We start from the raw sequence: 23,538 nt of genomic DNA on the forward strand, positions 1-23,538 counted from the left end.
TTTTAGTTGCTATAAAAGGCCACTTATACTAAGCAACCGCTGGCTCGTTTAATTTTAACGCAGCCGAAGTACGTTCGCGAGTTTCTTTGCAAAGCCCGTCGTCTTCTGCTAATTTTTGCCCAAAACTAGGAATCATCTCCCTAATTTTACTTTGCCATGCGGCAGTTTGCATTTGCTTTTTGAAACATCTATTCATCAAGTCTATCATGATAGAAACCGCTGTAGATGCACCTGGAGAGGCGCCCAATAAAGCGGCAATAGAACCATCTGCTGCGCTTACCACTTCGGTACCAAACTCTAAAATACCGCCACCGCTAGGTTTTTTCTTAATTACCTGTACACGCTGGCCTGCAACCTCTAATTCCCAATCTTTAAAATCGGCATTTGGCATATATTCTTTCAAGGCCTCAAACCTATCTTCTGGCGATTGACGTACCTGCTCAATCAAATATTTAGTGAGATCAATACTTTTTAAGCCCGCAGAAATCATTGGACGAATATTGCTCAACTTAATAGAAGCGGCTAAATCGAAATAAGAACCGTTTTTTAAAAACTTGGTAGAGAAGCCCGCATAAGGGCCAAACAACAACGCTTGTTTACCATTAATAATTCTAGTATCTAAATGCGGTACCGACATTGGTGGCGCACCAACAGCAGCTTTTCCGTAAACCTTAGCATGGTGACGGGCAATAACTTCTGGATTAGTACATTTTAACCACTGCCCGCTAACCGGAAAACCACCAAAGCCCTTACCTTCTTTAATCTTCGATTTTTCTAACAGCAACAAAGATCCGCCGCCGGCGCCAATAAAAACGAATTTGGCCAAACGTTTCTTTTTCTTACCGCCATCTAAGTTTTTAACTTTAACTTCCCAGCTACCGTCTTCCTGCTTGTCTAAATCGCGTATTTCGTGGTGAAAGTGGAGCGAAACCTTATCTTGCTTGGCCAAATAGTTAAACATTTCTCTGGTTAAAGAACCGAAGTTCACATCAGTGCCCAATTCCATTTTGGTAGCGGCAATTGGCTCTTCAGCATCTCTCCCGTCCATTATCAAAGGAATCCATTGATTAAGCTCTGCTTTATTTTCACTGTACTCCATATCGGCAAACAAGTTGTATGCTTTCAAATTGTTGTACCTTGTTTTTAGGTAAGAAACATTTTTCTTTCCCCAAACAAAACTAAGATGCGGAATATGCCTAATGAAAGAACAAGGATCTTTTAAAACTCCTTTCTCTAATAGGTAAGTCCAAAATTGTTTAGAAACCTCAAAAGACTCGGCAATGGCAACTGCTTTTTTAACATCTACCGTACCATTTGCCTTTTGTGGGGTATAATTTAGCTCACAAAACGCCGAGTGCCCTGTACCCGCATTGTTCCAAGCATCAGAACTTTCGGCAGCAGCCACATCTAAACGTTCGTAAATTTCTATACTTAAATCAGGATTAAGTTCTTTGAGCAGCACACCAAGCGTTGCACTCATGATACCTGCACCAATTAAAATTACATCTGCGTCGGTTTCAACAACCGACTTCTTTTTTTTACTCATTTTAAACCAAATATAAAAGCTTACTTTCTCAAGGTATGCGTTATCTTAATAACTAAAAGTTATGTTTTGTTTAATATCGGGGTGCAAACTGTACGCCACTGGACAGGTTTTAGCTGATTTTTCTATGATCGCTTTTTCTTTGTCTGTGTAGTTATTTGCCGGAAGTTGAACATTTACGATTATTTCGCCTACCCTACGAGGGTTTTCTGCCATCACTTTAGTAATCTCCGCGGTTGCACCATCAATATTAAACCCATGATTTTTGGCCGCAATGCCAACAATGGTGAGCATACAGTTACCTAACGAAGTTGCCAATAAATCAGTTGGCGAAAATGCTTCTCCCTTACCCTGATTATCTATTGGCGCATCAGTAATAATTTCTTCTCCCGATTTAAGATGCACAGCGTGGGTTCTCAAATCGGCTTTATAGGTTATTTTCGAGGTTGCCATAATTAAATTTTTCGCAAATTTAGTGCTTAAAATCAAATTATTAAGCATTAAAACTCAAGTTTTATTGTCATTTTTAATATTTTTTAAAAAGGTGCATTTAGCACTACGGTATTATTAGCCTTATAAATAGAGGGCGAAATACCGGTATATTTTTTAAAAAACTTCCCAAAAAAAGACTGATCGCTAAAACGCAGTTCATCGGCTACTTGTGCTACATTCATTAAGTGAGAAGACAACAATACCTTCGCCTCGTTAATTACCATTTCGTCAATAATTTCTCCGGCAGTTTTACCTGTAACCTTTTTAACTACCGTAGATAAATACCTAGAAGTTACAAACAAAGCATCGGCATAATACTGTACCCTTTTCTCTAGCTTAAATTGTTCGCTCAACAGATTTAAAAAATTGGTGGTTAACTCTTCTTGCCTATTAAGTTTTAAGGGGGTAAAAACCCGATATTTACTGTAAAAAATTAGTATTTCATAGAGCACAGCAAGAAAACCATGACGTATGATATCTTTAAGATGAGGCGTATCGCTTGACAGCTTCATTTTACGCTTAAGCGAATTTAATGAGGCCACGATGTCTTCAAACTCTTCTTCATTTAAAGAAAATTTATTAAGCAAATCTGAAGACAATAGGTGAATAATTTCTGCTCCATTTAAGTACACGCCTTGTTCTTTAAGGTACTCTTTCTTAAAGCCCATGCTAATAAACTGTGCATCGTCAGACATATTGTCGAACTCAAATAAAGTTCCCGGTGTAACCAAATACACATCTTTTGGTTTTAAAGTTACCGACACGAAATTATTCTGAAAAACAACCGATCCTTTTTGTACGGCAATAACAGCATACGAATTAGAGCGAAAACATTCGGTGCATTCTAAAACATGCTTAATTTCAGCACTACTCATCACATTCATATGTTGGTCGTTTACCAAACCTTCGCTAAGGTAATGCTGCGCTAGATTACTAACCATAATTATAAAGCCTAAAACGTATTGATGTTTTTTCTAAAAAACAAATTTGCAAAAAGAATTACAAAATAACCAATAGCAAAGCTCCATATATTTCGGCGATAGGGTTAGTTTTTCTTTATTAACCGCAATTAAAAGTACACTTTAATGCCGTTCAGCTATTATAAATCCTATTTGTTTTTTTAATGTCAGATTTATCAAAATATTACTTTTAGACCAACAAGCATTACTTTTGAACCATATTAAATGGAAAAGAGTTTTGTTAAATTTGCGGGATTTATTAATTCAAGTTCATTAAATTGTTAAATTTATATTATCAAAGAAAAGTAACAACAGTTAATGGATGATCGTCTAATCACTTTATCCATCCTAGCGATTACAATGAATTAATAATTAAAAAACCACAAATGACTAATTAGCATAAGGATATGCGTAAAAAATTACAAGATAGAGTAGCGGCATTTAAAGATGCAAAATTGATAAAGGAACAAGGGCTTTACCCTTATTTCCGTTCAATATCTTCTGCCCAAGACACAGAAGTGATCATCGACGGTAAAGAAGTTTTAATGTTTGGTTCAAACTCTTATTTAGGTTTAACCAACCACCCAAAAATTAAAGAAGCCGCTCAAAAAGCGATAGAAAAGTACGGAACTGGTTGTGCTGGCTCTCGATTTTTAAACGGAACACTTGATATCCATTTAGAGCTGGAACAAAGACTAGCTGCATATGTTGATAAACCCGCTGCAGTATTATTTAGCACCGGCTTTCAAGTAAATTTAGGCGTAATTTCTTGTTTACTAGACAGAAACGACTATTTAATTTTAGATGAGTACGACCACGCTTCTATTATTGATGGCAGCCGTTTATCTTTCTCTCGCTCTATAAAATATGCGCACAACGATATGAACAACTTAAGGGCCAAGCTAAGTCGTTTACCTGAAGATGCGGCCAAACTTATCGTTTCTGACGGTATTTTTAGTATGGAAGGCGACATGGTAAACCTACCAGAAATGGTGAAAATTGCCAATGAATTTGGAGCCAATATTATGATGGACGATGCACACAGCTTAGGCGTAATTGGTTTCAACGGTGCCGGCACTGCGTCTCATTTTAACCTTACTAAAGAGGTTGATTTGATTATGAGTACTTTCAGTAAATCATTAGCTTCTTTAGGTGGTTTTATTGCGGCCGATGAAGATACCATTGAATTTATTAAACACAGGGCACGCTCATTAATGTTTAGCGCCAGCATGACTCCTGCTTCGGTAGCCAGTGTTCTTGCGGCTTTAGATATCATTGAAGCTGAGCCAGAACGCATTGACAAGTTGTGGGCAAACACTAATTATGCAAAAAAACTATTGCTAGGGGCCGGTTTCGAAATCGGACATCCGGAAAGCCCAATTTTGCCAATCTACATTAGAGATAATGCAAAAACGTTCATTATCACCAATATCTTACAACAGAATGGAATTTTTGTAAACCCGGTAGTTTCTCCGGCAGTGCCTTCAGATGCATCGTTAATTAGGTTCTCTTTAATGGCCACACATACCTTTGAGCAGATAGAAAGAGCTATCGACAAATTAAAACTGGCATTTAAGGAAGCAAGTGTGGACTTAGTTAAAGCTTCTATATAGCAATGGCACAACTAGTAGCTGTAGCAGACAAGAAGCTTTTAGCAAAGTTCATCGATTTTCCGCACGAGCTTTATAAAAACGACCCTTTTTACGTACCAGAGCTCCATATTGCGCAACGCGATATGTTAACTCCGGGCAAGCATCCGTTTCACGACCACGCTAAGATGCAATTGTTTTTAGCGGTAGAAGGCGAGAAAATAGTGGGCAGAATTGCGGCAATTATTAACGGAAACCATAATGCTACAAAAAATGTAACAGAAGGGTTCTTTGGTTTTTTCGATACGGTTAATGATAAAGCGGTAAGTAGTTTATTATTAAATGCCGCTCAAAATTGGTTAAAAGAAAACGGACAAACCTCTGTAATGGGCCCGGTAAACTTTTCTACCAACGACATTTGTGGGCTGTTAATTAATGGTTTTGACGGACCGCCAGTGGCAATGATGCCTTACAATGCACCTTATTATTTAGATTTATTAGAGGACTTCGGTTTTACCAAGAAAGTAGATTTAAGAGCCTACAAATATACCGCCGGAAACTACAACGATAGATCGGTAAGTTTATTGGAAGGATTAGAAAACAGGCTACAACGCAGCAATATCGTCATCAGAAAAATAAACTTGAAAAAGTTTAAGGAAGAAGCTGCCGCATTAAGAGAGGTTTACAACAAAGCTTGGGATAAAAACTTAGGCTTTGTGCCCATGACCGATAAAGAGTTTGATTACACGGCCAACGATTTGAAATTGGTGTTAGATACCGATTTCTGCTACATAGCTGAGCAAGAAGGTAAAATAGTAGGTTTTGCTTTGGCCATTCCAGACATCAACCAAATCTTAATCAAAATCAAAAGAGGAAGATTGTTTCCAACAGGTTTAATTAAGCTTTTGTTGGGCAAAAAGAAAATAAACGGTATCCGTATTCTTTTGTTGGGCGTAATTGATGGTTACAGAAAGTTGGGAATTGAAGCTTGTTTGTATGGCCGTATCATTACGGCTTTTAAAGCTAAGAATTTCCAATATGCAGAAGCAAGCTGGACTTTAGAAGACAACGAAATGGTAAACCGTCCTATTGAAAATATAGGTGGTAAACTATACAGAGAATATAGAATACTAGAGAAAAAAATTTAGAAGAAGTTTGGAAAGTGGGAAAATAAGAGGTTAATGACTGATAGACCATATCCATTGACCATCAACTATTTACCATTGACCAATTCAATAAAAATGAAAAAAAAGGTATTAATTACGGGCGCTAGTGGTTTTGTGGGCTATCACTTAATTGTAACAGCAATTGAACATGGCTTAGAAATTTACGCCGCGGTTCGTCCAAATAGCGATATCTCACATCTCAAAAATTTAAACATCAACTATGTTAATTTAAACTTTAGCGCTGTTGATGAACTAAAAGCAGCACTGGAAGAAAAACAGTATGCTTATATTATACATGCTGCTGGCACAACAAAGGCCAAAACCTTGTCAGAATACAACAGGGTTAATGCCGAGTTTAGCAGAAACTTAGCTTTGGCGGCATCGCTGGTAAGCTATAAAATAGAGAAATTTGTATTCGTAAGTAGTTTAGCGGCTATTGGGCCTATTACAGATTTTACTGCCGCTATTAACGATAATGCAATTGCGCAGCCCATAACCTTTTATGGCTTGAGCAAGAAACTAGCAGAAGAATATTTAAACAAAATCGAAAATCTTCCGTTGGTTACAGTAAGGCCAACTGCGGTTTATGGCCCAAGAGAGAAAGATATTTTCATTCTCTTCAAAACCATTAACCAAGGCTTAGAACCCTATATTGGCAGGTTTGACCAGCAATTAAGCTTCATTTACGTGAAGGATTTGGCAGAAATCATCATACGCCTTTTAACATCGGAGATGGTGCATAAAACCTACAACATATCTGATGGGCTAACTTACAATAGGTATGCCTTAGCAGATGGTTTAAAAAAAGCATTGAACAAAAGAACCTTAAAAATGCACATCCCTTTGGGAATTATAAAAGGTTTAGCAGGGCTGATGGATACGTTTTACGCCAAAAGCAGCAAAACACCAACGCTAAACAAAGAAAAAATAAAAGAGTTAACGGCACCTAATTGGGCCTGCAACATCGAAAACTTAAAAAAAGATTTACAGTTTGAACCACAGTACAATTTAGAACGCGGCCTAGAAGAAACCGTAAAATGGTACAAAGCGAATAACTGGTTGAAATAGGTTTTACGTAATAAGTTATAGGTTGTAAGTGGCACTAAAGCACCATGGCCAACACTTAAAACCTACAACTTAAAACTTAAATAGGATTAACACATAATAATTAATAATAAACAGATGAAAAAGCAAGTAGAAGGAGCCAATGGAAAATTAGGTATCATGATGCCAGGTCTGGGTGCTGTAGCTACCACCATGATTGCAGGTGTAGTTGCCGCTAGAAGAGGTCTATCTAAACCTATTGGTTCTTTAACACAAATGGGTACCATTCGTGTAGGTAAAAGAACAGACAACAACGAGCCTTTAATTAAAGATTTCGTTCCATTAGCAAAATTAGAAGACTTAGCATTTGGTGGTTGGGATGTGTACGAAGATAACGTGTATGATGCCGCAATGAAAGCTAAAGTAATTGATGGGCATCTTTTATACGACATCAAAGATGAATTAGAAGCCATTAAACCTTATAAAGCTGCTTTCGATAAAAACTACGTTAAAAACTTAGATGGCACTTACATTAAAGAAGCTGCTACAAAATGGGATTTAGCACAGCAAGTAATCGAAGATATTAAAGACTTTAAAGCTAAAAACAATTGCGAACGTATTGTATTGGTGTGGTGCGGTTCTACCGAAATTTACTTAGAGCCTTCTGAAGTTCACCAAACTTTAGCTGCTTTTGAGCAAGGCCTAAAAGACAACAACCCGGATATTGCACCAAGTATGATTTATGCTTATGCTGCATTGAAATTGGGTTACGCTTATGCAAACGGAGCACCAAACTTAACGGTAGATATTCCTGCAATGTTAGAATTGGCTAAACAAACACAAACGCCAGTAGCCGGTAAAGACTTTAAAACAGGTCAAACTTTAATGAAAACCATTTTAGCTCCAGGCTTAATGTCTCGTTCTTTAGGTGTACGTGGCTGGTTCTCAGATAATATTTTAGGTAACCGCGATGGCTTGGTATTAGACGATCCGGATAACTTTAAAACTAAGGAAGTGTCTAAATTAGGCGTATTGGAAGATATCTTCAAGCCAGAGCAAAACCCTGATTTGTATGGCGATATGTACCACAAAATCCGTATCAACTACTACCCTCCTCACGGCGATAACAAAGAGAGCTGGGATAATATCGATATTTTTGGATGGATGGGCTACAAAATGCAAATTAAGATTAACTTCTTGTGCCGCGACTCAATCTTAGCTGCTCCTATTGTTTTAGACTTGGCTTTATTCTCAGATTTAGCCAAACGTGCCGGCATGAGTGGTATCCAAGAATGGTTATCGTTCTACTTAAAATCCCCACAAACTAAAGAAGGATTACGTCCAGAGAACGATATCTTCAAACAATTGGAGAAACTGCACAATACCTTGCGCTACTTCATGGGCGAAGAATTAATCACTCATTTAGGGCTTGATTATTACGACGAAAACTAATTAACAATACTCAAGGCCTGGGTAAAATAAGCCTATCCAACCAGGAAACTGTTTAACAAAGGTGAAATCATAGATTCGCCAAACTTAAACAGTTTCCTTAACCACCTAATCATTTGTCTGCACAATGTAAATTGCTTTAACTGTGGTACAAACAACCTATTGGAAACTTTAGGTTTAAAAAAAGTTTCCATAGTTTTGCACCATCGAAAAGAAAGATTTGATTAGAAACATAGAAATTAAAAATTGCGATTTCACAAAATCATATCGACCAGCTTAGGAATTGGCTATATAGGCAAGGGAGCGGGCACTTATGCGGCAATATTTACCTGTATTTTATGGTACTTTTTACAAGCAGGCACACACGAACCCAACCTAACACCGGTTTTAGTAACCTTGTTGCTCACCATGCAAGGTGTAAGAAGCGCCAACGAAGTAGAAGTACTTTGGGGCAAAGACCACAACCGAGTGGTAATAGATGAAGTTGCAGGAATGTGTATTACACTGCTTTTTGTACCAGTAGAAATTAAATACATTATTGCTGGGCTAGTATTGTTTAGGTTTTTTGACATTTTAAAACCATTAGGCATACGTAGATTAGAAAAGTGGCCCGGTGGTTGGGGCGTAATGGCTGATGATGTTTTGGCAGGGATTTATGCCAACATCGTATTGCAAATAATAATTTTCTTCAACATATTTTAAGAAGATGTTAACCTTTATAAAAGCACAAGCTTCGTCGTTAACGGCAACGTTGGCAGACTACTTAGTTACATGGTTTTGTGTAAGCTTTTTAGGTATCTGGTATGTTGCAGGGAGTGTAACAGGAACAGTTGTTGGTGGCTGTGTAAACTTTTATATGGGGCGTAATTGGGTCTTTAGCGCTAACGAAAAAGACATAAAGCTTCAAATTTTAAAGTACATTTTAGTCTGGTGCGGCAATCTTTTGATTGTAACTACAGGAGTTTACATGCTCACTCATTTTTTAAGCATTAATTACATGCTTTCAAAAATTCTCGTTTCTGGACTGATTGGTACTATTTATAATTACTTCATGCAGAAGCAATTCATTTTCACCTAGTAGAAATGAAACACACACATAAAATATTAATTTACGCACTAATGTTTATTAGTGTAATGATTATTGGCATATCATCGGTAGTTGCGCAGAAAACTATCATTACAGGCACTGTTAGAGATGCCGTTACTAGAGAAACATTGCCATACGTGTCTATCTTTTTTAATGATACCCGCTTGGGCACACAAACAGATTTAGATGGCAATTTCAAGATAAGCACTAATGAAAACCACAATAAACTAAAGTTTAATTATGTGGGTTACGAGGTTTTGTACAAAAATATTTTAGTAGGGCAAACCCAAAAGCTAGATATTCTTTTAAAATCGAACGCACAATCGTTAAACGAAGTTACCATTATAGCAGGCAAAAAAGTTAGGTACAAAAACAAGGACAATCCGGCAGTAGAACTCATTAGACAAGTTATCGACAATAAGGATAAAAACCAGCCGAAGGCTTACGAAACCGTACAGTACAAAGAGTACGAGAAAATGTTGTTCTCTATGAGCAACGTTTCGGAGAAATTTAAAAACAAGCGTATTTTCAGAAACTATCAATTCTTATTTCAAGAACAAGATTCAACAAAAATTGGTGGAAAAAACCTCTTGCCAATTTATATCCAAGAAAAATTGGCCGACCAATATTTAAGCTTCTCTCCAGACAAAAGCAAAACCATAGTTTTAGCAGAAAAGCAAGTAGAGTTTGACAATAGGTTTATTGACAACGAGGGCATGAAAGCTTATTTCGATAGGATGTACCAAAACATCAACATCTACGACAATAATATTTCTGTAATGAGCAACGAATTTTTAAGTCCAATAGCAAACTCGGCCCCTAATTTTTACAAATTCTTTATTACCGATACTGTAAAAAGTAATACTGGAAATACGGTTGAGCTTTCATTTACACCACGCACCAAAGGCGATATGTTGTTCGAAGGCAAAATCTACATTACCATGGATGGCAACTATGCCGTACAAAAAGCAGCGTTTGGCGTAAACAAAAACATTAACCTTAACTTTGTGAGGGGAATGGAGATTGAGCTTGATTTTAAAAAAAATACAGACAACAGGTACTATTTGAGCAAAAGCAACTTGGTTGCCGATTTCGGGATAAGTAAGAATAAAGGTATCGGTTTTACGGGCGAAAGAAGTGTAAACTACGAACAATATAAAACAAACATTGAAATTCCTGACACCGTATTTTCTGGCAAAAAATTAGAAGTGTTGGCAGATGCCAATAAAAAAACTGACGGCTTTTGGTTACAAAACCGCTTAGACTCGATACCTCCGCAACAGCTAAAAATTTACAGTAATATCGATACGCTTCAAAAACTGCCATCGTTCAGAAAAACAATTAAACTGGTAACCTTTGTGTTTGCAGGCTATTGGGATTTTGGCCCTTACGAAGTTGGCCCAACAAATACATTTTATAGTTTTAACAATGTAGAAGGTTTCCGTTTGCGTGTAGGAGGCAGAACCACACCGGCATTAAGCAAACGGTTTTATTTCGAAAACTATGCAGCTTACGGTTTTAAAGATGAAAAATGGAAGTTCTTTTTATCGGGAACTTATTCGTTGAACAATAAATCTATTTACAAATTTCCTCAAAACTACATTAGGGCTAGTTTTCAGCGAGATACTAAAATACCCGGGCAAGAGTTACAGTTTGTACAAGAAGACAACTTTTTACTCTCATTTAAGCGTGGCGTAAATGACATGTTATTGTACAACGATTTTTACCGTTTAGATTACGTAAAAGAATTCGAAAACAGGTTCTCTTACACCGTGGGCCTAAAAAAATGGGCACAAACTCCAGCAGGCGGATTGTTATATACCGATGCGGCTAACCATACAAATATTACCCGTTTAAACACCACAGAACTAAGTGTAGGTCTTAGATATGCTAAAAACGAAAAATTCTATCAAGGTAAAATCTATCGTACACCAATTATAGACCGTTATCCAATTTTTAATTTAAGATATACTGCAGGCATTAAAGGTTTTCTTGGTGGCGAGTATAACTACCACAACATTATGGGTAGTATAGATAAACGTTTCTATCTCTCTCAACTAGGTTTTACTGATGTTACTTTGGAAGGCGCTTACATTGCCGGCAAAGTTCCATTTCCTTTGTTAGCCATACATCGTGCCAACCAAACCTATGCGTACCAATTAAATTCTTACAACTTAATGAACTTTTTAGAGTTTGTAAGCGATCGGTATGCCGCCATAAATATCGACCATAATTTTAACGGTTTCTTTTTAAACAAGATACCTTTGCTAAGCAAATTAAAATTACGTGAAATTGTTGCCTTTAAAGCTATTTACGGTGGTTTAAGAGACGAAAACAATCCTGAAAAAAACCCAATAGGAAATTATAAAATGCCTCTATTTGAAAATGGTTTACAAAGAACCTACTCTTTAAACAAAGAACCCTACATGGAAGGCAGCGTTGGTTTAGGAAATATTTTCAAACTTCTGCGAGTAGATTTGGTTAAAAGATTTAACTATCTCAACAATCCGGAGGTTACGGAGTGGGGCATTAGAGCTAGAATAAAACTAGATTTTTAAAAAATGAAACTAAGAGACAACCTACAGCAAGGTATATATAAAGTAATTAACCCTTTTGTAAAGGGGTTGATTAAAATTGGACTAACCCCAAACATGGTTACCACCATTGGTTTGTTATTAAATATTGGTGTAGCTATAATTTTTATTATTGGAGCAGAAAAATCTAACCGTGGCGAATTAGAATATGTAGGCTGGGCAGGTGCATTGGTATTATTTGCGGGCTTGTTTGATATGTTAGATGGTCAAGTGGCTCGTTTAGGCAACATGAGCTCTAAGTTTGGCGCCATGTACGATTCTGTTTTAGACCGCTACAGCGAAATGGTAATGTTCTTGGGAATTTGCTATTACCTAGTGTCACACCATTACTTTCTAAGTTCGTTATTTGCTTTTATTGCGCTAATAGGCTCTATGATGGTAAGTTATACCCGAGCCCGAGCCGAAGGCCTGGGTGTAGAATGTAAAGGAGGCTTAATGCAACGGCCAGAACGTGTGGTAACCATTGGCGTTTTTGCCATAGCTTGCGGTATTGCCTACAACTTTTTAGGTGCCGATTATAAAATCTACATCCCTGGTGTAGAGTTCCATATTTTTGAAACCATGAGCATTTTTACTTTACCTATTACGCTCATGGCAATTATGACCAATATTACAGCCGTAAATAGGTTAAGAGATGCAAAAAAGGCTTTAGACGCCAAAGAGTTTGGTATAAAAAGCGGGAAAGCCGCTACTATTGTGTTTTTCTTCGTTATGGCAAGCTTAAATCTCGGGAAACCAACATCAGCCTATGCGCAAACCCCAGACAACGATCCTTCGCCGCTAACCTTTCCTACACCAAAAAATATCGAAAACCAGTTATTTTACGTTCAACGAGATCCTAATATCAATACCATTATTTGCCAGTTAAACGTAAACGACAAAGGCGATTTAAACAATGAACACCCTGTAAATGTATTTTGGATGCGTTATGCCGATAAAGAAGGCAAAAAAGACTTGAACTATATACAGCGTAAATTTGCTTATGGTGTAACTAGTAAAAGCTTAGGCAACGGCAATTACGAGTTAAAGTTTGTATCGTATAAAAAGCTCCCATTATTGTTGACCAAATCGCCAACAGATAAAAAATACAGAGTTTACGTAACAGCAAACAACAAAAAAATGGTGCTCGAAAGAATTTTTTTAAGAATTGAAGGTGGTACTTTTTGGGTACCCAATGTAAAATATGTTGAATTTAAAGGTTACGATGCGAACAATATCAACAAAATGGTAACCGAAAGAATAAAAGTTTAATCTCATGGCAAAGAATTTTATCTCAAACTCTAGCGAGTCGACAAGAATGTTCAAAAGTAACTTGCTAGAACCACTTTCGAAAGTAAAGTATTATGTGCCCTTAATTATTTATGTACCGCTAATTTTTTTCTTGGCGTGGAAGGCATTGTTTGATGTGAAAATTGCAGTATTAGAATTTTTTGGATGGTTGGCTTTTGGGCTTTTTATTTGGACAATTACTGAATACGTATTACATCGTTGGATTTTCCATTTTTACCCAACCAGCAAATGGGGCAAGCGTATCCATTTCATTTTTCATGGGGTGCATCACGATTATCCTAATGATGCCAATCGTTTGGTAATGCCACCATCGGCCAGCATACCTTTGGCTTTAGGATTTTATTTCCTGTTCGACTGGCTTTTGCCAGACACTAAAGTATATGCTTTTTTTATTGGTTTTATTGGGGGGTATTTGTTTTACGATATGGTACATTACGCCCTACATCATGCCAATTTTAAAAGCGGTTTATGGAAAAAGCTAAAGCACCACCACATGTTGCACCACTACCAAGATGCATCGAAAGGTTTTGGCGTAAGCTGGATGTTTTGGGATGGTGTGTTCAGATCCGGATTTGATAAAAAATAGCTGTAATTAGGAAAGCTCGCTAAACGAGGTGCGCTCTTTTGGCTTTTCATTTTTTACTTTTGACTTTATATGACATCAGAAATTCCCGTGGCGGAAAAAAGAAATATTAAAAAAGACTTGCCTTTAACCATTGGCATTTCTGCATTATATCTAGTATTATCTTATTTTTTAGTTGGTTTTAAAACAGATCAACTGGTGCTCATTGGAATTTTTAATACACTGTACTACCTTACATCTACTACCAGAAAATTCATCATAGGGTTTTCCATCTTTATTGTTTATTGGATTATCTATGACTACATGAAGGCTTTCCCAAATTACAATTACGGTGCCGTACACATAGCAGACCTTTACAACTTTGAGAAAAACATTTTTGGCATAACACAAGCAGGAAAAATACTTACACCAAACGAATATTGGTTATTGCATACCAATTCGTTTTTAGATATGCTAACAGGGTTTTTCTACTTAATGTGGGTACCGGTTCCCTTAGCTTTTGCAGCATTTTTATTCTTTAGCAACGAAAAAAGAAATTTTTTAAATTTCTTGCTCACCTTTGTTTGGGTAAATCTTTTAGGCTTTGTGGTGTACTACCTGTACCCTGCTGCCCCGCCTTGGTACGTACAGCAACACGGCTTCGAGTTTATTGCCAACACACCCGGAAATACTGCTGGCCTAGTTCGTTTCGATAATTTCTTTGGCACCGATCTCTTCAAATCAATTTACAGCAAAGGTTCAAATGTTTTTGCGGCAATGCCTTCTTTACATTCGGCCTATCCGTTAATTGTAGTTTATTATGCTGCAAAAGGTAAATTCCGCAAAGCGAATATCTTTTTTATTACCGTTATGTTGGGCATTTGGTTTGCCGCCGTTTACACCAGTCACCATTATTTGGCAGATGTATTGGCCGGTATCATCACGGCTATTATTGGCATATTTACGTTCAACTGGTTAAAAGAAAGAAAACCTTTGAGTAGCTTTATACAAAGCATGCTTAAGTTAATTTCTTAATCAGGATAGCCAATTCGGCACTATTGCCAACAGCTAGCAAACATATCGTAACTCGTAAAAACCTAGCGGTGATTTTACTCTTTGATTTCATAGGCCATGCACCCCCCTGGTTATCATCCTATTGGTAGAAAAGTGATAGGTCTATCAAACTTTGACACTGCTCCATAAATAAACTAGCTATACAACCCGCATTTTCGCTACACTATATAGGAATAAATATCTATCTTTAAAAAGTTATTAGCCAAATAACCACCTAATTATGCTCAGTGTGTTTAAAAACGGAAAACGGCTTATATTTTTCACCCTATTATTGAATTGCATTGGTTTATTTGCAAATGCGCAAACATCCAAAGTTGACGATTTATTAGCACAGCTCAAATCAACCGATGCAGATACCACCCAAATTAAAATATTAAGAAAGCTATCCGCAGCCTACACGTCTATTGATCCAATCAAGAAACGCTATTATGCCAACCAATATTTACGGCTTGCAGAAAAAAACAATATTGATTCTAACATTGCCAACGCTTATATAGATATAGGAATTGCCTATGCCGTACAGTCTAACTTAGATAGCGGATTATATTATTTTAAACTAGGGAACGAAAAAGCGAGAGCTTGCAATTATCTGAATGGCATTGGCAGAAGCTTGGTGAATATGGGTTTTGTCCACGATAGGCAAGATAAAAAGCAAGAATCTGTAAAAAATTACGAAGAGTCACTCCAAATCTTTAAAAAGCTTAACTATAAACGGGGCATTAACCAATGTATCATGAACTTGGGGTCGCTCTATTTTGATTTGGGAGAGTATAAAACCGCAGATATTTATTTTAGACAGGTGTACGAAAGCGTTAAAGAGACGCCTAATGATCAAGCAGGCTTAGCTAGTGCTATTTTTTCTCTTGGCAGTTCTGCCAGAAAACTCAACAAGCCTAGGCTGGCCCTTTCTTACTATCAAAAAAGTTTAACCATTAGAGAAAAACTTGGCGACCTAAACGGTATTGCTTTAAGCAATTGGGGCATTGGCTTAGTATTAAATAATCTACAGCAACATAAACAGGCATTAAAACATCTTAAAATAGCTTTAGAGAATAATCAAAAAATTAAAAATGTTTATCAACAAGCGGTCGTTTTAATGTCGATGTCAGATTCATATCTACATTTAAAAGATTATAAAAAGGCAGAAGAAAGTGCCAAAATAGGCCTAGAAAAAGCCAATGAATCTAGCTCTAGAGGCTTGGTGGTACAAGCACTCGAATATTTGGTAAAAATAGAAAAAGCACAAAGCAACTTTGCCGAAGCATTAAAATACCAATCCCAACACATCGCTATTACAGATAGTATAGATAGCAAGCAAATCAAAAAAGAAATTATTTTAGACGATTTGGCCCGCGTAAATACAGACAACAAAAATCTCGAAAAAAGCAACAAAAAAATTGCCGCTAAAAACAACGATTATGTTATAGCAATTACCATTATCTCTGTTCTTCTTATTCTTGTAGGCGTACTTTTAATACTTTATTACAAAAGAAATGCAGAAAGCAAAGCCTCAAATGCCAAATTAAAACTGCAAAAGCAAGAAATTGCCGAAGTAAACGAAGAATTAAGTGCGCTTAATGAAGAGTTGAAAACTCAAATGGAAATTGTATTTGCCCAAAATTTAGAGCTAGAAAAACTGAATCAGGTAAAAAACAAATTCTTTTCTATCGTTTCTCACGATTTAAGAGGCCCCATCAACAACCTAAGAATGCTCTTCGAAATGTACAGACAAGGTGCCTTAAATGAAAAAGAACTAACTGCTTTGTTTTCTAAACTAGAAGAAACCACCTATACTACGGCTGCCTTTCTAGACAATTTGTTAGAATGGTCTAAAAACCAACTCGGTGGCATAGTAGTAAATCCAATAGCTGTTGAACTACGTCAAGTGATAGCCCACAATATCGAGTTACTAGATTCGCAAATTAAATTAAAGGCCATAAAAGTAGAAAATAGAGTTAACGCTCATTTAACGGTATTTGCCGATTTAAATATGACACACGTGGTAATTAGAAACTTACTATCTAATGCTGTTAAGTTTTGTAAGGCCAACGATGAAATTATTTTTGATGCGATAGTGGAAAATGACAAAGTAATTTGCACCATTAAAGATACGGGGCCTGGCATTAATGAGGTTGACCGAGAAAACCTTTTTAATTTAACACATAAACCCAACACTGGTACCTACGGTGAAAAAGGTTATCATATTGGGCTTATTCTATGTAAGGATATGATTTTGCAAAACAAAGGCGACTTACAAGTAGAAAGCAAACTAGGCCAAGGAACTACGTTTTATATTACCTTGCCCATTAAAGGCTAAATAACCCCCAAAACATTACAACTGCCAAACATTACAACGTTACAACTATTCAACAAGATTGCTTAACTTTGCAACATGATTGAACTTCCAGTTGTTGCCCCCGTTACCGAAAAAGCTCGTAAACCCGATTGGCTAAGGGTTAAATTACCTGTGGGTAAAGAATATGCACAGGTGAGAAGTTTGGTTGATGAACATAAGTTGCATACCATTTGCGAAAGTGGCAATTGCCCTAATATGGGCGAATGCTGGGGTGCAGGCACGGCAACTTTCATGATTTTGGGTAACATTTGTACCCGCTCTTGTTCTTTCTGTGCAGTAGCCACCGGCCGCCCTTTAGCGGTTGATACCGACGAGCCTAACCGCGTAGCCAACTCGGTTAAACTAATGGGAGTAAAACATTGCGTAATTACCTCGGTTGACCGCGATGACTTGAAAGATGGGGGCTCTATTATTTGGGCCGAAACCTTAAAAGCCATTAGAAGAGAAAGCCCAATTACTACCTTAGAAACTTTAATACCTGATTTTAAAGGCCAATGGGATAACCTGTACCGTGTTTTAGAAGAAAGACCTGAAGTAGTTTCGCACAACATGGAAACCGTGAAAAGATTAACCCGCCAAGTACGAATACAAGCTAAATACGACAGAAGTTTAGAAGCTTTAAAACGAATTTCGGAATTTGGTTTACGTACAAAAACCGGTATTATGCTTGGTTTGGGCGAAACTGAAGAAGATGTTTTTGAAGCAATGGACGATTTAGTGGCAAACGGTGTGCATATCTTAACGTTGGGGCAGTATTTGCAACCTACCAAAGCGCACCATCCAGTTATAGACTGGATCCACCCAGACCAGTTTGCGAAATACAAAGAAGTTGGTGAAACAAAAGGTTTGAAATACGTAGAAAGCGGCCCATTGGTGCGTTCTTCTTATCACGCAGAAAAACACTTATTTCCTATTGAGGGAATTGTTTAGCAATTAGAACATCAAAGTAGCGAAGATCAATCCGTAAAATAGCGGAATGCTTCTCCATACAAGTAGCATTTCATTTTTTAAAACAGCTGTAAAGTAATTGCTTCGGGGTTAGCCACCACTCCCTCTTGTACTTTTTGTTGCTGTTTTCTATGTTTTACAATCCATGCTACATAATTTTCTGGCACAAGCTGTTCTTCTAACAAGGTGGTGCCAATGTGCATCAGCGTAATGCCGTTTTCTATATGCTTTCTTACTCTTTGTAACTGATATTGAATTTGCTGCTGTATTTTATTTTTAGGTTTTACCCTTATTGTTCTTAAAATAGGGTTTAAAATTTTTTGAGTAAGTTCTTTTGCAAAGTAGCTATTTGCTGCCGTTATTCTGGCCTGAATTGTTTGCTGTTCTTTAAAACCATGCTGTTGATGCAGGTGCTTTAACTGCAACTGAAACTTATCTACTAGCAAAATTAATGCTTGCGTGGCTGTTATAACTTCTGTAAGCTGCGCTTTAAACTCTGGGATATTGGCCTTGATGATTTCTTGGTCTTGCGCTATTAAATTAAGCTCATGAATAATGTTGTTGAAACAAAAATGATCCATTACCAATTGCAAAATAAATTGCTCTTGGGCCTTTTCCATACGCAATGCTAAGTCTATCAGCGATAAAGGTTTCATAAAATTGAGCACCTCGTTATTGGTACGCAAACTATCTTTATTAATCTTTGATTTAAGTATCAAACCTCCCAAGGTTCTTACCCTACTTAATGCTACATAAACTTGCCCGCTAATAAAAGATTTACCAGCATCGATAATGGCATGGTCAAAAGTTAAACCCTGGCTTTTATGAATGGTAACTGCCCAAGCCAATTTTATAGGATATTGTAAAAATTCGCCTATTTGGTTTTGAGACACCTGCTCTTCGTCATCCAACTTATATTCAAAAGATTGCCAAGCACTTTTGCTCAACAACAAATCTTCTTCATCTACAAATGCAACATAAATTTCTTCGCTGGTTAGCGATTTAATTTTACCAATTTTCCCGTTGTAAAACCTTCTTTCATCGCCAGTGTCATTTTTAATGAACATAATTTGCGCACCAACCTTTAATTGCAATTGTTGTTCTGCCTGCAAACCAAACTCCTTAAATTCACCGTTAATTTCTGCATCAAAGGTGTAGATTTCACCTTCCAGTTCAGCTAATTTTTGTTGGTTAATTAAATTAGCCTCGGCATTGTGCGAAGTAATAATTATCGGGTTAATTGCTGTGGTATCTTTAAACGTGGGATTAAACCTTTGGTTAAGCAATGCCAAATCTTCTTCATCAATTTGGTTACTTCTAATATCATTTAATATTTTGATAAAAGTTTGTTCGGTTTGCCTAAAAACAGTAGTTAGTTCAATTTGCAGTACCGGATATTGGCGAACAACCACCGAATCGAAAAAATATGGAGAAGGATAAACACTACTCAAAAACGCCCAATCTTCGCGTTTAGTTACCGGTGGCAACTGGTATAAATCGCCAATGAGCAGCAACTGCAGTCCTCCAAAAGGGTTGTTATTTCTTCTAACAGCACGCAACAGGGCATCTATCATATCCATCACATCGCACCGAACCATCGACACCTCATCTATTACCAACAGCTCTAGTTCATTAAATAACTTCAGCTTATCGTTCGTATAACTGATCTCGTTAACTACCGATTGAATAGCAACAATACCCTGCTGTAACCCCTGTAAACTTACATTGCCCGGAAAAAAGGAATCTGGCGGCAATTGAAAAAAAGAATTTATGGTAGTACCTTTTGCATTCATGGCAGCTACACCAGTAGGCGCAACTACTGCCATTTTTTTGGCACTCTCTTTCTTAATTTTCTTTAATAGCGTAGTTTTTCCCGTACCGGCCTTTCCTGTTAAAAAAACAGATTGGTTGGTGTATTCTATAAACTCGAAAACTTTAGCCGCAACAGGATTTGCCTCATCTACCTTAATCATAGCACAAATTTAGCTAAATTATTTAGCAAAAATTATCCTAAGATTATAAAACTCCGCCCATATAAGGGTCTGTTATACTTTCTTTACCCGTTTCTACATGGCCAGCGTAATGCGTTTTATAATTTTCAAATCCTTTAACAGTAATAAAGAAGTTATACCAATGGTGATATTTTTTTAAGTTGAGCGAAATTATTTTTTTGCTTCTGGCCTTAATTTTTACAGTTTGGCCGTTTACTTTATAAAATGGATCTGAAATAACAAGTTCTAAAGAGTGTGTTTCGTTGTTTTCTAAATACAACTGTAGGTTGCCTGTATCTTTAAGTAACACCCCTTGTTGCGCTGGCAGGCATTTTAAAAGCAAATTCGGATCGGCTTTACTACCAGAAAATCTGCGATAAAAACCATTTGGCCCGTGTACCGACAAATCGTATTTGCCGTTGGCAAAGGCGGCAATTTCCCAATTGTCTTCCAAATAATCGTTTGCCTTAACGGCCATGTACCAATTTCTGCCCCGCTCGCCACTATAAGTATTTAAGGCCGACACATTAAATGGTGCGCCAAAACTTTTATCGCTAGTAGCGAAATCAAGAACTACACTGGTTCTAGTTTCGTTTAAACGGGCATTAACCGTTAAATAATAGGGCAATGCGCAAGCGGGTTTTGTTCCTCTTTCTTGTGCTGCCATCAAGGCTGATGAGCCTTTCTCGAAAGCATGGTGTCGGTTAATTTTTAAAATATCTTCTTCTTTCAGCGAATGTGGCCTTTCTTGCTTGGGCTTGTGTTTTACTTTCTGAATATGTTCAATAACTTCATTTCTAATTAAAGCGTTTGGTGTTTTAAACGGTTCTCCATGATAAGGCCTAAACACCGAAGTCATATTGCCACAAACTGCCCTACGCCAAGTACTAATTTGTTCACTCTTCAATTGTTTTCCAGTCTTGTGTTTCAAAAAATCTTCTAAAAACATCAGCGTACTGGTATGATCAAAAATTTGCGAGTTTACAAAACCACCCCTACTCCATGGCGAGGCCACAATCATAGGTACACGGAAGCCCAAGCCAATGGGGCTTCCTTCGTTAGCTTCGTAATCTGATGCGGTATCGATACCGGCAGAAACCTTTCCGCGAGCTGTAGTATTGGGTTTTGGCGCTACAAATGGCGGCATATGATCATAATAACCATCGTTTTCATCGTAATTAACAATGAAAATAGTTTTTTTCCAAACCTCTGGATTTTGGGTTAAGATATTCAATGCTTCCGAAACGTACCAAGTACCATACAAAGGAGAGCTGGTGTGGTCTGAAAAACGTTGGGGAGCTACCAACCACGAAACTGTTGGTAATTTACCCTCGTTTACATCTTTCCTAAACTGATAAAATATATCGCCTTTTGGCACATTTAAAGTTTCTCTTTTTCCGGCCTCGTTTTCATAACTATGCGATACTAAATCTAAATAATTAGCCGCATTAATATTTGTAGTAAAAGCCTTATCTATCAATTTTTTTTCACGCTCACTTAAGGCATTGTATTGCGCTAAAACTTCTTCGGCAGATAAGTTGGGAGTTACCGTTTTATCGCCATTTTCCCTAAAATATGCCGATAGTTTTACTCGGTGCCTTTTTACATACTCTAAGGCATTATCACCATAGTTCCCTAACCAATCATCTGTTTCTCCGGGCAGCTTGGCTGTCCAAATTTCGTTCTGGTAAACTCGCCAATCTATGCCATTATCTTCTAACAATTCTGGAAAAGTTGGCCAATCTACAAAACGGTTGGTATGCGACTCTGCTTGGTAATTACTTACTACGGGCCTTAAAGATTTATCGTTAGGATTTGGACGGATATTGCCAGTCCAGTAGAATAATCGGTTTGGCGTGGTTCCTGTTAAAGAAGAACAGAAATGGTGATCGCAAACGGTAAAAGCATCTACCAAGGCATAGTAAAAAGGTAAATCTTTACGTTTATAGTAAGCCAATGACATTACCGATTTTGCAGGCACCCATTTATCGTATTTACCATCGTTACGAGCGGCTATTTGATCTGGCCATGAGTGTGGCAAACCACCCTGCCAAGTTACTTTTGTGCTGTTAAGATCGATATGGAAAGGGCTATATGCATTTCCTTTGGCATCGCGTTGCAACCAAACTTTATCTTGGTTGGGCAAAATATGAGGGTGCGGATCGTTAAAGCCTCGCACTCCTTTTAGCGTACCAAACATGTGATCGAAAGAACGATTTTCTTGCATTAAGAACACAATGTGCTCGGCATCGTAAAAGGTAGTTCCAAGAGCTGGATTAATGGCCAATGCCCGTTGGATAGCTTCTGGAAAAACGTTGGGCAATACCGCAGCCGTTGATAATAGGCTTGCTTGTTTAAGAAAATTTCGTCTGGTAGTCAATTTATTAAAGGTAAAGATTTGAAAAGTAAAATTAAGGAAAGTCTTAAAAACAGCAAACCTCCCAGCTTCGTTCCCAAGTCTGCCCGGCCGGCAATTTTTCCATTCCTTCTTTTTCTTCTAACTGCTGGTTATGGTTAAGGCTATCGGCTATGCCGCACCAAGGTTCTAAACAAACAAAATTGGCATTTATTGCCGCCCAAACCCCAAAGTACGGAAACCCTTCAAAATGAAAGTTAAGCCCGTTATAGTTCTTCTTATTTAATAAACGTATCTGGTTACTTTTTAAGTTTTTAAACACCAAAGCATCTTCGTAAAAAAGCTCATGTGTTAGCGGCAGCATTTTATCTTTAAGCTCTACAGTAGTTGTTTTATCGGAAATTAAATTATGTGCTATGTGATGAAAAGTTAGTTCGTCGTCGTTATTAAACTGCAAGTAATAATCTGTATAAGCACCTTCGTTGTTTAATGGGGCGGCAAAAGCCGGATGTGCCCCAATAGCAAAAAGCATGGTTTCTTTAGCTAGGTTAAGCACTTGGTAAGTACATTGCAAACTAGCGCCATGAAGCCTATACTTCAATTGCAGTTCGAACTGAAAAGGGTAGTTTTTAAGTGTTTCTTCGGTACTTTTAAGCTTGAAGATAATTTCTGCAGTGCTTATAAGCTCATAATCAAATTCCATATCTCGGGCAAAACCATGCCGAGAGAGCTCGTATTTTTTACCCTGATAGAGGTAAGTATTGTCTTTCAATGCGCCTACAATAGGAAACAGCACCGGACTAAACTTGCCCCAGAACTTTACATCTCCGTTCCACATGTAATTAATAGTACTATCTGTGCCAACAATGCGCTGCAGTTCGGCACCTTTAGTAGAAAAATCAATAATTAGATGCTCGTTCTTTATGGAAACTATCATAAAATAAAAATAAAACTTTTATAGCTAGCTTTTCAAATTTTTAACAAACGCTAACAGTTTTAGCTATAGATGCACAACTATTTTTTTATTTATAATGATCG

18 protein-coding genes are annotated in these 23,538 nt (G+C 37.3%); 12 read left to right on the top strand and 6 right to left on the bottom strand.

What is annotated here, in order from left to right:
- Positions 1-28: 28 nt before the first annotated feature.
- The 3 genes from B3I52_RS08210 to B3I52_RS08220 are packed head-to-tail and all read right to left on the bottom strand — an operon-like array spanning position 29 to position 2,976.
- Positions 29-1,546, bottom strand: coding sequence for a malate:quinone oxidoreductase (locus B3I52_RS08210; protein ID WP_293300268.1), 1,518 nt, complete (start codon positions 1,544-1,546; stop codon positions 29-31).
- 45 nt (positions 1,547-1,591) lie between these two features.
- Positions 1,592-2,044, bottom strand: coding sequence for an OsmC family protein (locus B3I52_RS08215; protein ID WP_349678675.1), 453 nt, complete (start codon positions 2,042-2,044; stop codon positions 1,592-1,594).
- Positions 2,045-2,079: 35 nt separating this feature from the next.
- Positions 2,080-2,976, bottom strand: a complete 897-nt coding sequence (locus B3I52_RS08220; protein ID WP_293300270.1) for a helix-turn-helix domain-containing protein — start codon at positions 2,974-2,976, stop codon at positions 2,080-2,082.
- Between the two features lie 425 nt (positions 2,977-3,401).
- On the opposite strand from B3I52_RS08220, the gene spt reads away from it, so the two are divergent.
- The 12 genes from spt to lipA all read left to right on the top strand — a co-directional run bounded on the left by spt (position 3,402) and on the right by lipA (position 18,135).
- Positions 3,402-4,607, top strand: a complete 1,206-nt coding sequence (gene spt / locus B3I52_RS08225; RefSeq protein WP_293300272.1) for a serine palmitoyltransferase — start codon at positions 3,402-3,404, stop codon at positions 4,605-4,607.
- Positions 4,608-4,609: 2 nt separating this feature from the next.
- Positions 4,610-5,731, top strand: a complete 1,122-nt coding sequence (locus B3I52_RS08230; RefSeq protein ID WP_293300273.1) for a hypothetical protein — start codon at positions 4,610-4,612, stop codon at positions 5,729-5,731.
- 93 nt (positions 5,732-5,824) lie between these two features.
- Complete coding sequence (locus tag B3I52_RS08235) at positions 5,825-6,817, top strand: NAD-dependent epimerase/dehydratase family protein (protein WP_293300274.1); 993 nt, start codon at positions 5,825-5,827, stop codon at positions 6,815-6,817.
- A gap of 114 nt (positions 6,818-6,931) precedes the next feature.
- Entirely contained in the window at positions 6,932-8,245 is a 1,314-nt protein-coding gene (locus B3I52_RS08240) for an inositol-3-phosphate synthase (RefSeq protein ID WP_293300276.1), read from the top strand.
- Positions 8,246-8,488: 243 nt separating this feature from the next.
- Positions 8,489-8,944 (top strand): phosphatidylglycerophosphatase A family protein, encoded by a 456-nt coding sequence (locus B3I52_RS08245; RefSeq protein ID WP_293300278.1) that lies wholly within the window; start codon positions 8,489-8,491, stop codon positions 8,942-8,944.
- Positions 8,945-8,948: 4 nt separating this feature from the next.
- Positions 8,949-9,320 carry a GtrA family protein gene (locus B3I52_RS08250; RefSeq protein ID WP_293300279.1) on the top strand — a complete coding sequence of 124 codons (372 nt, stop codon included), beginning with the start codon at positions 8,949-8,951 and terminating at the stop codon, positions 9,318-9,320.
- A 5-nt stretch (positions 9,321-9,325) separates the two neighbouring features.
- The gene (locus B3I52_RS08255; protein WP_293300281.1) at positions 9,326-11,887 is read left to right on the top strand and encodes a DUF5686 and carboxypeptidase-like regulatory domain-containing protein; all 2,562 of its coding nucleotides are present in this window, start codon (positions 9,326-9,328) and stop codon (positions 11,885-11,887) included.
- Positions 11,888-11,890: 3 nt separating this feature from the next.
- Positions 11,891-13,174 (top strand): DUF4833 domain-containing protein, encoded by a 1,284-nt coding sequence (locus tag B3I52_RS08260; RefSeq protein WP_293300282.1) that lies wholly within the window; start codon positions 11,891-11,893, stop codon positions 13,172-13,174.
- 4 nt (positions 13,175-13,178) lie between these two features.
- Positions 13,179-13,799 carry a sterol desaturase family protein gene (locus B3I52_RS08265; RefSeq protein WP_293300283.1) on the top strand — a complete coding sequence of 207 codons (621 nt, stop codon included), beginning with the start codon at positions 13,179-13,181 and terminating at the stop codon, positions 13,797-13,799.
- 69 nt (positions 13,800-13,868) lie between these two features.
- On the top strand, positions 13,869-14,810 hold the full coding sequence (locus tag B3I52_RS08270) for a phosphatase PAP2 family protein (protein WP_293300284.1): 942 nt from the start codon (positions 13,869-13,871) through the stop codon (positions 14,808-14,810).
- Between the two features lie 310 nt (positions 14,811-15,120).
- Positions 15,121-17,166: a tetratricopeptide repeat-containing sensor histidine kinase gene (locus B3I52_RS08275; RefSeq protein ID WP_293300285.1), complete on the top strand. Its 2,046-nt coding sequence runs from the start codon at positions 15,121-15,123 to the stop codon at positions 17,164-17,166.
- 75 nt (positions 17,167-17,241) lie between these two features.
- On the top strand, positions 17,242-18,135 hold the full coding sequence (lipA, locus tag B3I52_RS08280) for a lipoyl synthase (protein WP_293300286.1): 894 nt from the start codon (positions 17,242-17,244) through the stop codon (positions 18,133-18,135).
- A 77-nt stretch (positions 18,136-18,212) separates the two neighbouring features.
- On the opposite strand, the gene B3I52_RS08285 is transcribed toward lipA, so the two are convergent.
- From B3I52_RS08285 to B3I52_RS08295, 3 genes are read right to left on the bottom strand one after another with little or no spacing between them, the layout of a single operon-like run.
- Positions 18,213-20,126, bottom strand: coding sequence for an ATP-dependent DNA helicase (locus B3I52_RS08285; protein WP_293300287.1), 1,914 nt, complete (start codon positions 20,124-20,126; stop codon positions 18,213-18,215).
- A 43-nt stretch (positions 20,127-20,169) separates the two neighbouring features.
- Positions 20,170-22,524, bottom strand: a complete 2,355-nt coding sequence (locus B3I52_RS08290) for a phosphocholine-specific phospholipase C (protein WP_293300289.1) — start codon at positions 22,522-22,524, stop codon at positions 20,170-20,172.
- A 43-nt stretch (positions 22,525-22,567) separates the two neighbouring features.
- Positions 22,568-23,437 (bottom strand): aldose 1-epimerase family protein, encoded by an 870-nt coding sequence (locus B3I52_RS08295; protein ID WP_293300291.1) that lies wholly within the window; start codon positions 23,435-23,437, stop codon positions 22,568-22,570.
- Between the last annotated feature and the right edge of the window lie 101 nt (positions 23,438-23,538).

This window comes from Pedobacter sp. UBA4863 (assembly GCF_002399615.1).
In the GTDB taxonomy this organism is placed as follows: domain Bacteria; phylum Bacteroidota; class Bacteroidia; order Sphingobacteriales; family Sphingobacteriaceae; genus Pedobacter.